The sequence below is a fragment of the Microcoleus sp. PH2017_08_TRC_O_A genome, from assembly GCF_020738665.1.
Lineage (GTDB): Bacteria > Cyanobacteriota > Cyanobacteriia > Cyanobacteriales > Microcoleaceae > Microcoleus.
Window position 1 is genome coordinate 1 of the sequence record NZ_JAEQCE010000198.1, and the last position, 1,908, is coordinate 1,908.

Consider the following 1,908-nt stretch of genomic DNA (forward strand, 5'->3'; position numbering starts at 1 on the left):
CAATTGCTAGGGAACTCATAAATCATAAGTTAGGGTGAATCCGACTTCTAAACTCTAAACCTAAACCCTGTCTACTGTCTAGAACGAAATAGCCCTGGAATCGCCAGTGTGTTGATAGTTGTTTTACTATTGCGCAGGGATAGATACCCCGCCAGCCCACATCAGCAAATATTTGCAACACAAACGGAACAATCAAGACTGCTCTCGGGGATAGGGTACTGAATTTTAGCGCCTCGGATTTTTCTCTAACTAAGTATTCTTACGGTTGACAAAGCAAATTAATTATGTTTTTTTTATAACGCTAAATCACTTCATACTATAATGGTATTATCAAAAATCTGTAGCTGCCCATAGCTGCGGCATCCATCCAAACTCCAGAGATTTAAAAGCTATGTGCCAATTACTGGGAATGAACTGCAATGTTCCAACAGATATTTGCTTCTCTTTTGAAGGTTTTTCTGCAAGAGGTGGTCGAACAGACATTCATCAAGACGGTTGGGGAATTGCTTTTTTTGAAGGCTTGGGATGTCGCCTGTTTATAGACTCAAAACCTGCGGTTGCTTCTCCGCTTGCTGAAGTAGTGCGTCGCTATCCCATTCACTCAACTAACGTCATTGCTCATATTCGTAAAGCTACTCAAGGGGAAATTGCTCTAGAAAACTGTCACCCTTTTATTCGGGAACTTTGGGGGCGGTATTGGGTATTTGCCCACAATGGAAATCTGGAAAACTTTAATCCTGAAAGTGCCGGGATTTACAAACCAGTCGGCAAGACTGATAGCGAAAAAGCTTTTTGTTTAATATTAGAAAAGCTGCGAGAAAGTTTTCCTCACAATAAACCTACTGTGACGGAAATTTACGTGGTTCTCAACGAAATTACTAAAAATCTTGCCGTTCAAGGAATTTTCAACTATTTACTTTCTGATGGAGAACACTTGTTTGCACACTGTTCTACTAATCTGCATTATATTGTGCGACAAGCACCTTTTGCCAGCGCGCACTCGATCGATGAAGATGTAACTGTGGATTTCCGGGAATTGACCAAAGAGGACGATCGCGTCGCGGTGATTGCCACTTTCCCGCTCACTGATAACGAAGTCTGGACGCAAATAGAACCGGGAAAATTGCTGGTATTTCAGGATGGTTTGCCTGTTATTTGAAAGCCGAATTAAAAAAAGATTAATGAAATTAAACCTTGTTGCATATTAGCTTTCCAAGTGTATACTTTGACTTTATATGGTTCCAAAATTATTAATTCATATTCAACTAATGCTCTTTGAGGACTCTAGGAAAATCGATTTTATTTCAGACAGCAATTCGCTGAGATAGTATAGCCTGTTGATTTTTATATGAATTCTCACACAGCACCAAAGTTACATTAAGCTGTTCGACATTCAAACTGCACTATTTGTAGCTCAGACCCCATGCTGTAAGAGGTTCAAGCAATAAATTTAAATGACTAACAGCTTAAACATCTGTAACGAGGAAGGTTATGTAGGGCTTGCTGAATAAGCCTAAAAGCCTTACCTGAAAAGACTTTGACTCGCGATCGGCGCGGATAAAGTGTAAGACTATGAGCTAAAATTAGTCAAAAGCCATGCACAGCATCACTTTCGTTCATGTACCGAAAACTTGACTAGGGCCCCAAAAGCACCGTCCAACTTTGACCTTAACGATCGCGTGACAATTATCAGAGAATAATCGTTGGGTAATCATGGCAAAAATAATTCCGTGGTCAGAATTTGAAGTAGAATATGCCAAAAATTTCACCTGCTCAACGGGAGCCCCTGCCAAATCGTTTCGTATCGCCTTAGCGGGACTTAAACAAATTTTAAGCCCAAACAAGGCCTAAACTGGCTTTATAAGCCGAGAATACGTCCCAATTTTGGTTCAACCATTTCACAAATCT

Annotated in this window: 1 protein-coding gene; it reads left to right on the forward strand. The window is 40.3% G+C overall.

Annotation, left to right across the window (positions count from 1 at the left end; translation table 11 throughout):
* Positions 1-391: 391 nt before the first annotated feature.
* Entirely contained in the window at positions 392-1,159 is a 768-nt protein-coding gene (locus JGK22_RS33015; protein ID WP_293183975.1) for a class II glutamine amidotransferase, read from the forward strand.
* Positions 1,160-1,908 lie beyond the last annotated feature (749 nt).